11 protein-coding genes and 1 tRNA gene are annotated in these 12,155 nt (G+C 68.1%); 8 read left to right on the top strand and 4 right to left on the bottom strand.

Translation table 11 applies throughout. The features are described 5' to 3' along the window. Positions 1 to 221 precede the first annotated feature (221 nt). From istB to OG241_RS00045, 4 genes are all read right to left on the bottom strand, one after another. Positions 222 to 1,040 carry an IS21-like element helper ATPase IstB gene (gene istB / locus OG241_RS00060; RefSeq protein ID WP_405812609.1) on the bottom strand — a complete coding sequence of 273 codons (819 nt, stop codon included), beginning with the start codon at positions 1,038 to 1,040 and terminating at the stop codon, positions 222 to 224. After that, positions 1,037 to 2,665 carry an IS21 family transposase gene (gene istA, locus OG241_RS00055; RefSeq protein WP_405825968.1) on the bottom strand — a complete coding sequence of 543 codons (1,629 nt, stop codon included), beginning with the start codon at positions 2,663 to 2,665 and terminating at the stop codon, positions 1,037 to 1,039. Before istA ends, istB begins: the two co-directional genes overlap by 4 nt. A 218-nt stretch (positions 2,666 to 2,883) precedes the next feature. Then, positions 2,884 to 4,173, bottom strand: coding sequence for an IS256 family transposase (locus OG241_RS00050; RefSeq protein WP_405812607.1), 1,290 nt, complete (start codon positions 4,171 to 4,173; stop codon positions 2,884 to 2,886). Positions 4,174 to 4,251: 78 nt separating this feature from the next. Then, positions 4,252 to 4,851, bottom strand: a complete 600-nt coding sequence (locus OG241_RS00045; RefSeq protein ID WP_405825966.1) for an O-methyltransferase — start codon at positions 4,849 to 4,851, stop codon at positions 4,252 to 4,254. Between the two features lie 212 nt (positions 4,852 to 5,063). Between OG241_RS00045 and OG241_RS00040 the strand changes: the two genes are divergently transcribed. The 8 genes from OG241_RS00040 to OG241_RS00005 form a co-directional block, all read left to right on the top strand. Then, a complete protein-coding gene (locus OG241_RS00040; protein WP_405812605.1) occupies positions 5,064 to 5,384 on the top strand; it encodes a 3'-5' exonuclease in 321 nt (106 codons plus the stop codon). 197 nt (positions 5,385 to 5,581) lie between these two features. After that, on the top strand, positions 5,582 to 5,983 hold the full coding sequence (locus tag OG241_RS00035; protein WP_405812603.1) for a hypothetical protein: 402 nt from the start codon (positions 5,582 to 5,584) through the stop codon (positions 5,981 to 5,983). Between the two features lie 116 nt (positions 5,984 to 6,099). Further along, on the top strand, positions 6,100 to 6,387 hold the full coding sequence (locus OG241_RS00030; RefSeq protein ID WP_405812601.1) for a helix-turn-helix domain-containing protein: 288 nt from the start codon (positions 6,100 to 6,102) through the stop codon (positions 6,385 to 6,387). Continuing rightward, entirely contained in the window at positions 6,384 to 7,949 is a 1,566-nt protein-coding gene (locus tag OG241_RS00025; protein WP_405812599.1) for a helix-turn-helix domain-containing protein, read from the top strand. Before OG241_RS00030 ends, OG241_RS00025 begins: the two co-directional genes overlap by 4 nt. After that, positions 7,949 to 8,521, top strand: a complete 573-nt coding sequence (locus OG241_RS00020) for a transcriptional regulator (protein WP_405812597.1) — start codon at positions 7,949 to 7,951, stop codon at positions 8,519 to 8,521. Before OG241_RS00025 ends, OG241_RS00020 begins: the two co-directional genes overlap by 1 nt. Before the next feature lie 62 nt (positions 8,522 to 8,583). Next, positions 8,584 to 8,657 (top strand) — tRNA-Met (locus OG241_RS00015). A gap of 401 nt (positions 8,658 to 9,058) precedes the next feature. Continuing rightward, entirely contained in the window at positions 9,059 to 10,885 is a 1,827-nt protein-coding gene (locus tag OG241_RS00010; RefSeq protein WP_405812595.1) for an ATP-dependent nuclease, read from the top strand. 376 nt (positions 10,886 to 11,261) lie between these two features. Next, on the top strand, positions 11,262 to 12,155 hold an 894-nt coding region (locus OG241_RS00005; RefSeq protein WP_405812594.1), incomplete at its 3' end, for an exonuclease SbcCD subunit D.

Raw genomic sequence — 12,155 nt, 5'->3', positions numbered from 1 at the left:
GCGGTATTTTTGGGGTCTCGGTCAGACCTCTGTCAGCGTGCCCCCGACAGGTGCGTGGAGGCTGCCGACCCGACTCGGCTGAGGTCGCGGACCGCCCAGTGTCCGCGATGGCTGGACGAGAACGGGCGATGGTCCGGTCGGCACTGGGACTTGGCGGCCGGGTCCAACAAGGCTGCGGCCGGCCTCCCGTGAGGGAGGCCGGCCGCAGTTGTCGGTTGCTGTCAGCGGCGTCGTTGCTTCTTCTGGCTCTGTGCGAAGCGGTAGGAGTCGGTGCCGGTCTCCACGATGTGCGCGTTGAAGGTGACGCGGTCGACGATCGCTGTGCAGAGGCGGGGGTCGGTGAAGGTCTGCTTCCACTCGGAGAACGGAGCGTTCGACGCGATGGCGATAGCCCTGCGTTCTTCACGCTCGGTGAAGATCTGGAACAGCAGTTTCGCTCCGGCCTTGTCCAGATCGAGATAGCCGAACTCGTCCAGACAGAGCAGGTCGACGCGGCCGTAGCGGGCGATGGTGCGGGCCAGCTTCTTCTCGTCGGCGGCTTCCGCGAGCTCGTTGACCAGGTTGACCGTGGTCGTGTAGCGGACCTTGAGGCCGGCCTCGGCCATGGCGGTGCCGATCCCGATGAGCAGGTGGGACTTGCCGGTGCCGGAGTCGCCGATCAGGCAGAGCGGCTGCCCGGCCTTGACCCAGGCCGGGTCCGCCAGGGTGCCGACCAGTTCCGGCGTGACGTTCGGGTTCTCGGTGAAGTCGAAGTCCTCCAGGCGCTTGGGCCGGGGGAAGTTGGCTTCTCTGACCAGCCGCTGTTTGCGGCGTTCCTCGCGTTCGGCGCACTCGGCTTCCAGCAGGTCCGCCAGGAAGTCCTTGTAGCTGGACCGCTGGCGCATCGCCTCCTCGGCCATCTCCGAGACCCGGCCGCGGATGGTGGGCAGATGCAGGCTGCGGCATGCCTCGTCGATGACCGTGTCCACGGCCTCCTCCGGTCCGGCATCCCGGCGGGGTCCAGGAACGTGCTGGCGGGCGGGTGCGGCGGTCGTGCTCATGCAGTGCCTTTCGGTTGGCGGGTCAGGAGCTGGTCGTAGTGCGTCACCGTCGGCAGCGGGCGCTTGTCCTCGGGCAGCTGGGCTCTGCGGGCGGTCAGTGACACGACCCCGCTGGGCTCGGCCCACGGAGGCGGGTCGCCCGCGTCGTCCAGGTCCTCGGGCGGGGCCGGCGCCTGCGCGGCGGCCTTGCGGGCCTCGATGGCCACCACGTCCGCGGTGGTGGCGCCGGCCCGGATCGCGGTCGCCATGCCCAGCTGGACCGCGTCGGCCGGCATGCGCCGGTGCAGCAGCAGGACCTCGATCAACGCTCTGGTCCCCGCCGCGTCTCCGTGCGCGGTGCGGGCCGCGGCCCAGAACGCCTCGTGGGCTTCGGTGAACGACCCGTTCTGGCGGGCCGTGGCCAGCGCGGTCGAGCCGGCCATGGCGCCGGGCTTGGCCAGCAGGATCTCCAGGTAGTGATCGAGTTCGTCGCGGAACTCGCCCCGCCGGGTCAGGCGCGGGTGACGGGCCACGATCTTCCGCCGTTCGAAGACCAGCAGTTCATTGCCCCGCAGCAGCACGCGCACGTTCTGCCCGATGAAACGGGCGGGCACCGAGTAGTGGCACTGACGGACCGTGATCCGGCTGCTGCGGTCGGCCTTCGGAGTCAGGGTGATGCCGCACTCGAACTCCTCGAACGGCAGGGGCAACAACTGATCGGTCTCGGTGATGAAGTTGAAGCCGATCGTGGTCAGCCTGCCCGACAGGATCCGGGCGTCCTCGGCCGCGTCGATCTCGGTGATCTTCTCGTTCAGCTCTTCCAGCGAGGCGACGTCCGGGACCGGGACCAGGTGCGTGCGCCGAAACCGTCCGCCCTCGTGCTCGACCCCGCCCTTCTCATGAGCGCCCTCCTGGCCCGGGATGCAGTAGAAGGCGTCGAAGCCGTAGTGCGCGCGGAAGGTGAGCCACCGCTCCGACTCCACCCGGCTGCGGCCGGTGCAGACCCGGTTGACCGCCGGCTTCAGGTTGTCGTAACGGATGTGCCGGGCCGGCACCCCGCCCAGGACGTTGAACGCCTCGACATGCCCCTCCATGAAGGACTCCTGTGCCTGCGAGGCATAGACCCGGTGGACGGCCTTGCCCGAGTACGACATCCGCAGCGTGAACAGGTGGCACTTGACCACCTCACCCGCCAGCCGGACCCACACATCCGCGAAGTCGACCTCCGCTTCCTCACCGGGAAGATGCACCTGCGGAACCATCCCGTCCATGTGCCGGTGCCCCTCCCGGGCTTCCGCTTCGATCTCCTTGCGCCGGACCACGACGTAGTCGCAGACCGTGGAGTACGACGCCTGCTCGAAGCCGTACTCCTGCGCGAGACGCTGCCAGATCCGCCGGGCGGTGTGCTTCTGCTTGCGCGGCGCGGTGAGGTCCTCCCGCAGCATCGCGTCGACCCAGCCCTTCGCCGGGTCCAAAACAGACGCCCGCGGCACCGGTTTCTTCCTCTGCGGCGGAACCGCCGAGTTCAGAGCCTGGCGCACCGTCCGCCGGTGCACCCCGTACTTCTCCGCGAGAGTCCGCTGTGACAGCTCCGGATCGAGACGCTTGTCCCTCCGGATCGCGGCGAACAGCTCAGCGCGCGACAAACTCACCCGGCCTCCCGACATGACCGCGATCAACACTCACGGCCTCCGACAAGACCGTGATCGACGCACACACCCTGCCGTCGCCGGGCGGACGGAGCAGCGCATTCACTCCAAAGAGGGCACGTCGCGGACCTGCCTGTCGGCGAACTCGATGACGTCGCCAGCCTTTAGCGGGCGTTGGGTCTGTCAAACGAGCGGTGTAACTGGGGTTGTTGGAGTTACTGACGGGCTGCCGAGAGGCGGCCGTCGAAGGTGATGTCGAAGGCGTTGAGTGCGGTCTTCCAGCGCATGGTCCAGCGGGCTTGTCCCTTGCCGGTGGGGTCCAGGGACGTGATGGCCATGTAGACGCACTTCAATGCGGCCTGCTCGGTGGGGAAATGTCCGCGGGCTTTGACCGCCCGCCGGATCCTGGCGTTGACGGACTCGATCGCGTTGGTGGTGCAGACGATGCGCCGGATCTCGGTGTCGAAGCGGAGGAACGGGGTGAACTCCTCCCACGCGTTCTCCCAGAGCCGCACGATCGCCGGATACTTCCGGCCCCAGGCATCGGCGAACTCGGCGAACCGCTCGAGTGCGGCCTCCTCGGTCGCCGCGGTGTAGACGGGCTTGAGGACGCGGGCGATCTTGTCCCAGTCCTGGCGGGCGGCATAACGGAATGAGTTCCGCAGCAGGTGCACCACGCAGGTCTGGACCGTGGTGCGGGGCCAGACGGCCTCGACCGCGTCAGGCAGGCCCTTGAGCCCGTCGCAGACCAGCATGAGGACGTCGTTCACACCGCGATTCTTGATCTCGGTGAGGATGTGCATCCAGTGCTTGGCGCCCTCGCCGCCGTCGCCCGCCCACAGCCCGAGGATGTCCCGCCGACCCTCGACAGTGACCGCCAGGGCCACGTAAATGGGCCTGTTGGCAACCGCCCCGTCACGGATCTTCACGTGGATGGCGTCAATGAAGATCACGGGATAGACGGCGTCGAGGGGCCGGTTCTGCCATTCGGCCATCCCGTCGAGAACCTTGTCGGTGATCGTTGAGATCGTCTGCCGGGACACCTCGGCCCCATAGACTTCGGCCAGGTGGGCCTGGACCTCACCGGTCGTCAGGCCCTTCGCCGCGAGCGAGATGACCATCTCGTCCACGCCGGACAGACGCTTCTGCCGCTTCTTGACGATCTTCGGCTCGAAGCTGCCTTCCCGGTCGCGGGGCACGGCTATCTCCACCGGGCCGACATCGGTCAACACGGTCTTGGCCCGGGTGCCGTTCCGTGAGTTGCCGCCGTTCTTCCCGGCCGGATCGTGTTTGTCATAGCCGAGATGGTCGGTGATCTCACCCTCGAGAGCGGACTCCAGGAGCCGCTTGGTCAGCTGCTGGAGCAGCCCGCCCTCGCCGGTCAGCTGAAGGCCCTCGGCCTGAGCCCGGCCCACCAGCTCGTCAATCAGTCGGTTGTCCACAGACTTCGCCGGCGCCTCAGACGGCTCGACGGCCTCGGGCTCAGTCACGTTGTTGCTGGTCATCGATGCATCTTCCATGATCGGGAGTTACACCGAACGTTTTACAGTCCCCGGGCGTTGTATTTGGCTGCTGCGGTGCTGTCAGCAGGTGGGGAGACGGGTTCCGACGACCACACTGAGGTCTGCCGCGAGGCGAAGTTCCGTGGCCCGGAGTTCGGGGTGTTCCAGCCAGTGCAGGCGGGACCGGTCGGGTGCGCCATTGAAGTGGGGTGGCCATGTGGTGGCGGGGGTGAAGTCATCGATCACTACTGTTCCGCCGGCGGTGAGCAGGCGGGCGGGATCAGCGGTGCCGTCGCCTTTGGCCTGCCCTCCACCGTCGAGCACGAGCAGGTCGTATGGGCCGTGATCTGCAATGCGTCGCCAGTCGCCGTGGAGGACGTCAACGTGATCGCAGTCTTGGAAGACACCCGCCGCAATGCGGGCCCGTTCCAGATCACGTTCGACGCTGATGAGCCGGGCTCCGTTGACCGCGCCGGAGGCCAGCCAGGCCAGGCCGACACCGCATCCAGTCCCGGTCTCGCCTATGCGGCGTGAAGCCCCTGCAGCCAACACCTGTAGCAGACGTCCTTGTTCGGGCCTGCAGGAGAACGCGAAACCGTGATGGCGCGCTGCCTGCACGGCCCGCTGGACCAAGGCGGGGATGTTGTTGTCCTGGTACGCATCGGTTCCCTGAAGCGACATGCCGTGATTATGGCCGCACAACGTTCCTGCGAGCTGGCGGAAGCAGACGAGAGCGACAGCAGCCCTGGCGAAGGCGAGAAAGCATTCCGGCATGCGCTCGTAGCACCGTTGCCGGCGCCGGACACCGCCCACATGGTGGGTTCGACCGTCCACTTGTAAACCACCGAGTGGAGCCAGATCAACTTCTTACGTCCTGGAGCCACTTTCAGTCCGTGCAGTGGAGCCCAAAGAAGTGCTTACAGACAGTCGCCCATCTCGCCCCCGAAGACCAGTCCGAGGTAACCGTCTCCACCGCGCACAAGGCCAAAGGCCGGGAATGGGCACAGGTGAAGATCGCCGACGACTTCACCCCGCCCTCCGACGGCCCGCCGCGCGACACGGGGCAAGGGACTGCCCGCCGGATCGACGACAAAGAGGCATGCCTGGCCTATGTGGCCGTCACCCGCACCCGGCACCGCCTCGACATCGGCGGCCTGTCCTGGATCAACGAGCACCCGGAAGGAGCATCGGCCAGTCCCCAGCCACCGCAGTGATACACGGGGCGGGGTATGGGCGTTCGGTGCCTCCGTCTGGAAGGAGCCCACGGAGGAGCGGCGGTACAGATCGCAATGATCCGGGACGGTGCAGCATTGAGTGTGACGGGCGCCGACCCTACCGGTGACGGCACATCCGAGAAGCCCTCAATGGTCGCCCGCTGTCCACAGACGGCCCCCGGCAGGCTTCTTGAGCTATGAACATCAGCTCCCCGGGCATCACCCGGAACAACAAGACGACGCCGCGCTGCGAACGCCACGACGCGCTCCTCCAGCCGGAAGAGCGGACCGAGTTCGCGGCCCGGTTCCCGGCCGGCCACCGGGCGCAGATGGCGTTCCTCCTGGCCAACTACGCCGACAACACCTCCGTGGTCGGGGCGCTCTTGGGCACCGGAGTGCGTACGGTGCGCCGCCACTGCCGTGGGTGGCCGCCACCGCCCGGGCTCCGGCTGCGCCGGGCTCTGCGCCGCCGTGTCGTGGACCTCGTGTGCCCGCGGTGCCTGTCCGATCGTGCGGTGGAAGCGGCGCGCCAGGCGAAACGGGAAGCCCGGCGCGCGGCCCGACGGATCCCGCGTGATCAGGGCGGCCCGGATCACTGATACCCGCTTGCCCAGGATCTTCAGCTCCTGCGTGACGATGAAAGCTTTCCTACATCGCTGATAGTAAAAGGCTGATTCACATGCGAGAGTTGCATAGATCCAGGTAAGATGGCGGCATGGGATTGAGCTTGGAGGAGTCGCTGCGGCTGACAATGGCCGCGTTGATGCAGGTGACGGGTGGCTCGCAGCGGTCGGTTGCGGGGGTGCTGGGGCTGACGCAGACGCAGGTGTCGCGCCGGCAGTCGGGCGCCATCTCGTGGAGCCTGCGCGACGTCGACCTCCTGGCCGAGCACTACGGCATCGGCGCGCTGGACTTGCTGGCGGGTCCGACCAGAGCGTGCGAGGTGCTGCCCGCCGACAGGCGCCGTTCTGTCCGGACCGAAGCGAAGGGGACGAGCCGGTGAGCGACTTCGATGCGATCGACTCGCTGCTCGATGCTGTCGGCCCGGAGGCCGAACTCCCGCCCTGTCAGGTGCGCCGCGAGCTGCGGGAGTGGGCTCGGTTGTCCAAGGCGCAGGTGGCACGCGCGCTCGGCGTGAGCCCGTCAACCCTCAGCGGATGGGAGAGCGGCCGGGACCCGGCCGGCGAGATCCGCACGAAATACGCGTACCTGCTGGACGGGCTGAACACCAAGCTCGCCACCGAGGCCGAGGCGGCGCCGGCTGCGGAGCAGCCCCTTACGTCAGACACGGCCGCGACCGTCACCCCCTCGTCTTCGCCGGATCCCGCGCAGGACGAGGACGGGGACGACGTAGAACTGCTCGTCGTACCCGAGCCGTGCGTGCTGTGCGGCCGTCCGGCCGGACAACGCGTGGCGGGGTTCGCTCAGCACCTAGCCCCGGCCGACTGCCAGCCCATCGCCACCGGAGCCCCCGCCACCGCGCCTGCCCCGCCAGCCGAACAGCCCACTGCGCAAACCCCGAAAGTGCCGCCGCGCACGACACGTCCGGCGCGTGCGACGGAGCGTTCCAAGGGCCCGGCCCGCCACGCGTTCCAGGAGCCGTCCGGCCCGGTCGACCTGATCCGCGATGCGGTGCAGGGCGCGCTCGCCGAGCACCGGGGCGACGTCGACGCAGCCACGGCGGCGCTGTTGAAGCGGGCGATCCCGGACGCGATGCGACTGCTGGACGAGACCCGCAAGGGCGCCCGCTACGACGTGATCGCGCACCCCTGGATCCCCGACATCCTCAAGAAGCAGACCGCGCGCGGCGCCGACCAGATCTGGGAGGCCCGCCCCAAGTGGACCCGTCACGAACTCCCGCCCGGCCAGCATGAGGTGACCGCGCTCGACGTCAACGGCGCCTACCTCTCCGCCCTCAAGACGCACCTCCCCCTAGGCCAGCTCGAGCACTCCACCGGCCTGGCCCACGACCGCCGCCGCTCCGGAGTCCACCTGATCACCCCGCCCGAGTGGGAGCACGAGGCGGTGCTGCCCAACCCGATCGGCCAGAGGGACGAGCCCGGCCCCCTGTGGGTCACCGAGCCGACGCTGCGCCTCCTGCTGCGCCTGTCCGGCCCGAAGCGCCAGCTGTGCGCGCCTCCTCAGATCCACGAGTCGTACACCTCCGGGGCCACGGAGAACCTGCTGGAAAAGTTCCGCATCGCGTTGAAGGACGCCCGCGACACGGCGATCGAGCAGGGCGATACGGTGACGCTGGAGTACGTGAAGGCGATGTACTCGAAGTTTGTCTCCACGATGGGGGAGTCGAACTACAACCGGGAGCTCTACCGCCCGGACTGGATGCACCTCATCCGCAGCCAGGCCTTCGCCAATCTGTGGCTCAAGGCGCTCAAGGCCCATGACGAAGGCCTGGCCGTCGTCCGGGCGATGGGCACCGACGAACTCCACGTCATCGGTGACTGGCACCGTGTCTTCGCCGAAGGTCGCAGTGTTACCGAGGTCAAGGTCAAGGACACGTACACCGCCGGAACTGACGCCGGTGAGCACACAGGAGAGGGGGAGTAGTGCCGGAGAAGAACATCGACTTCGGGAGGTTCGGCGCCCAGGGCATCAAGGGCAGCGACGCCGTCGCTCGCAAGCTCGACGAACTCGCGGGCGGCATCGCCACTCCTGTGACCGCCAAGCGTGGATGGACGGCGCGCCTGCACTATCTGACGAAGTCGACCCAGACCCTGAAAACAGCGCAGGACGCCGGACTCACAGTGACCCACCGGACGCTGAAGGCCTGGCTTGAGGGCGAACGCCGCCCCTCCAAGGCCAACCTGAAACGTATCGACCAGGTGTACCGGGCGGTGCGCCGTCACAACGTCGCCCGCCATCTCCTCAGGCGCCTCAACCGCGACGGACGTGGTACGCGAGTGGAGATCCACCCGCTCAACCAGTCCCAGGTGCCGCAGCCGCTGCAGCGCGTGGTGGAGTACCGGACGATGAACGTGCGCCGCTGGGACCGAATCGTCGGCTCCTGGGCGGCCGGCGACCACCAGAGCCTCGACGCCGCGTGGCAGGACACGATCGTCGACCTCGGCTCGCAGTGGGGCCAGTACGAGTACGTCACCAACGTCGGCTTCGCCGCGTAGAGCCCTGCGCCGGAAGGTGGTCTTCGGCGCCTGCTGGGATGGCGTACGGTGGGGATCACCGACGCGGGGTGGAGCAGCTCGGTAGCTCGCTGGGCTCATAACCCAGAGGTCGCAGGTTCAAATCCTGTCCCCGCTACTGCCGAAGAGGCCCGGATCTACACGATCCGGGCTCTTTTGCGTTCCCGGCGCAAGCCCATGTCTGCCTCCTGCCCAGCAGGAGGCCCGGCCGCCCTTGCTGCCTGCCCGAGGTGTGGAACCGAGCATTCTGGGTTCACGCTGGTCAAACACGTTCCCTGAGACTGTGCCGGTGCAGCTCCCGGCTCCTGCGGGATGCGGCGTTCCGCGCTCAGGAGGAGAGGCTCAGCCTCTCCTCGCCCAGACGCTAACTGGCGCAATACGGGGCACGGTTGCTGTACGTGCCTCTAGGATGACTGCCTGCGCCGGGGCCTCAAGCGCCTCATCCGCACGCGTAACGCCCGCACGCCACACCCCTGTCCGTCGCCCGGCGGAGCGGGGGAGATACGGAGCAGCTCGACCGTGCACCTCATCCGCTTCTCCGCGTGCGGGTTCCGCTCGCTGACCCACGTGCAGGACATCCCGGTCAGCAGCCCGACGATCCTGGCCGGCCGCAACGACGGCGGCAAGAGCGCGGTCCTGGCCGCGCTGGCCTTCCTCCTGGGCGAACACCGTCTGACGGACGAGGACCGCACCTACCAGCAGGACGAGGGCGTCAAGGGACAGCGCTGCGCGGAGACATGGGTGGAGGGCGTCTTCCGCCTGGACACCGCCGAGCAGACAGCAGCAGCCCTCTTACCGGCCGAGCTCCGTATCCGGCGCCGCTCACGGGCCGGTGAGGCGGCGTGCTGGGAGTTCTTCGGATCACAGCCCGCTGACAGCCGCCTGCAGGGCCTGGGCCGGCTGATGAAGAAGGACCTGACCGAACTCGTCACCGAGTTCGGCCTCGTCCCGTCGGGCACGCTGAAGGACGACCTGCTGGCCGCGCTCACCGCACACGCCGCGACCGTCCCGCAGACCGACCAGTGGCAGCCGCTGCCCAAAGACCTCGAGACCCGGCTGCCGCGGCTGCTGGCGTTCGGCGGCAAGGACGAGAGCCCGGACGACGCGGTGCGCACCGCTTTGAGTAGCTGCTACGAGACCCACCTGGAGGACGAGACCCTCCAGGGGCAGGTCCGGGAGATCGAGAAGGAGATCACGCAGCGGCTGGAGAAGGAAGCGGACTCCCTGTGCCGGCACATCCGCCAGCACTGCCACGAGTTCGTCGGCGTGGAGGTCAAGCCCGAGGTCTCCTTCAAGGGCGGCTTCAAAAGGGCGCCGCTGGAGGTCTCAAAGGCCGACGGCGAGCCCGTGGACCTGACCCGCTCGGGCCAGGGCAGCACCCGGCGCATCGCCCTCGCCGTGTGGGAGTGGACCAGCAGCCTCCTCGAAAGCAGTGAACTCGCCGCGGCGGGGGAGCAGGGCGAGCCGCAGCCCACGCAGACCATCGTCGTCTACGACGAGCCCGACACTCACCTCGACTACCGCCACCAGCGCACCGTCATGGACATCATCCGCAAGCAGTGCGCCCTGCCCCACGTCAGCGTCATCGTCGCCACCCACTCGATGAACCTCATCGACGGCGTCGACATCGCCGACGTCATCCACCTCAAACTCAGCGACAGCGGCCGCACCCTCGTCGAGCGCCTCGACGACGACACCCACGACGGCATCGACTTCCACCTCGGACAGATCGCCGCCGCGGTGGGACTGCGCAACTCCGTCCTGCTGCACGAACGCTGCTTCCTGGCAGTCGAAGGCCCCACCGAGCAGCAGTGCGTGCCCCTGCTCTTCCGCCTCTCGCAGGGGCTGCCCCTGCAGGCGGCCGGCATCGCCCTGTGGGCCTGCGACAACAACGAAGGAGCACTCCACCTCGCGGGCTACCTCGTCAAGCACCACCGCACCGTCATGCTGATGGTCGACGCCGACAGCCGCGCCAACAAGCACTTCAAGACCGAGAAACTCATCAAAGCCGGCCTCGACCTCACCAAGCAGGTCTCCTACGTCGGAGAGAGCGACGGCTACAACGAGCTGGAGGAGCTCTTCAGCGACCTCCAGTGGGCGGCCGCCGCCAACGCCCACTGGCCCCGCCCCAAGGGCCGCCCCTGGAGCGCCGACGACTTCACCGAGCACCGGGGCGGCAAGTTCAGCGAGCGCATCCTCTACATGATCAAACAGCAGGCCGAGGAGAGCAGCCCCAACGGCAAGGCCGACATGCTCTACGCACTGGTGTCCATGCTCACCACCCCCGAAGAGGTCCCACAGCAGCTACGGGACATCTTCACCGAGGTGCAGGCCCTCGCCTGCTGACCTGCTGCTGCGCCCGCCGCTGCAGCATGCGCTCCTTGCGCTGCTCATTGGTCGGCGCCGCCCAGGCGTGCCATCCGGCCTCCGCAGTCCATTGCCGCGCGTGAGCGCGGGCTTCGATTCCGCACCACCGGCAGCCCCCGGGCGCCACAGTGTGCTCGGTCCTGGCAGAACGCGATAACGACATCACATCCTCCTTCCCCCACTGCTTATCTTGCCTCCTGCCACTGACAATCACCCCGCGAGCCGCGTCCGGCTCCGCCACCCGGCAGCGCAGACGAAGAAACCTTTCCCTCGCGTGTCCCCAAGCCCCTGAAACAAGACCGTTTATCGGGAAAACCATCCGTAGCTCCCACCGCACTGGTTACGGTCTGTGCCCATGAGGTTCCTGCACACCTCGGACTGGCATCTTGGCCGCCGGTTCCACGGGGAAGATCTGATCGACTGCCAGCGCACGGTCCTGGACCACATCTGCGCCACCGCCCGCACCCACAAGGTGGACGCCCTCCTGATCGCGGGCGACATCTACGACCGTGCCATCCCGAGCCTGGACGCGGTACGCCTGTTCGACCGGGCTCTGCACCAGCTCGCCGACCTCGGCATCCCCACCGTCATGATCAGCGGCAACCACGACTCGGCCCACCGCCTCGGCACCGGCTCCGGCCTGTACGCCAAAGCCGGCGTCCACCTGCGCACCAACCCCGCCGACGCCGCCCGCCCCGTCCTCCTCGACGACGAACACGGCCCCGTCGCCGTCTACGGAGTGCCCTACCTCGAGCCCGCCCTGGTACGCACCCAGCTGGACGCCGAGACAGCCTCCCACCAGGCCGTGCTCACCTCGGCACTGGACCGCATCCGAGCCGACCTCGCCACCCGCCCGGGCACCCGCTCCGTCGTCCTAGCCCACGCCTTCATCACCGGCGCCACCAGCAGCAAAAGCGAACGCGACATCAGCGTCGGCGGCGTCGCCCACGCCGGCGCCGACCTCTTCGACGGCATCGACTACACCGCCCTGGGCCATCTCCACCGCCCGCAGCGCGTCAACGACCGCATCCACTACAGCGGCTCCCCGCTGGCCTACTCCTTCTCCGAGACCAACCACACCAAGTCCCTCACCCTCACCGACCTGCCGGCCGACGGCGCCCCCACGATCACACACCACGACATCCCGGCCGACCTCCACCTGCCGCTGGCCCGGCTGACCGGCCGCATCGAAGACCTGCTGACCGACCCCGCACACGAACCGCTCAGCGAAGCCTGGCTGCAGGTCACC

The organism is Streptomyces sp. NBC_01390 (genome assembly GCF_045040105.1).
Classification (GTDB): domain Bacteria; phylum Actinomycetota; class Actinomycetes; order Streptomycetales; family Streptomycetaceae; genus Streptomyces.
The sequence above is the reverse complement of the archived record's forward strand: the minus strand, read 5'-3'. Positions and strand labels throughout refer to the sequence as shown.